This is a genomic window from Opacimonas viscosa, assembly GCF_024199005.1.
GTDB classification, from domain to species: Bacteria; Pseudomonadota; Gammaproteobacteria; order Enterobacterales; family Alteromonadaceae; genus Opacimonas; species Opacimonas viscosa.
Map to the genome: position 1 here is coordinate 1 of NZ_JANATA010000212.1, position 258 is coordinate 258.

Here is a 258-nt window from a genome sequence, read left to right on the forward strand (position 1 = left end):
GATGGCGACCTTTGGCACCCCGATGGCTGGACCGCAGGATGCCACCGATACGCTGGCCTGTGCCATTGCGATGCAAGAGGCGCTGGCGGATTGGAACCGCGACCGGCGCCGCCGGGGAGAGCCGGAAATCTGCGCCGGTATCGGCATTCACTATGGCGAGACCGTGCTGGGGGATATCGGTGCAAACCGGCTGGAATATGCGGTGATCGGGACTGCGGACAACGTGGCGGCACGGCTCGAAGAAATGACCCGCAGACT

The 258-nt window shown here is 64.3% G+C and carries 1 protein-coding gene; it reads left to right on the plus strand.

Going from position 1 to position 258, the window contains the following annotated elements:
• Nucleotides 1-22: 22 nt before the first annotated feature.
• On the plus strand, nucleotides 23-258 hold a 236-nt coding region (locus tag NLF92_RS13335), incomplete at its 3' end, for an adenylate/guanylate cyclase domain-containing protein (protein ID WP_254102731.1).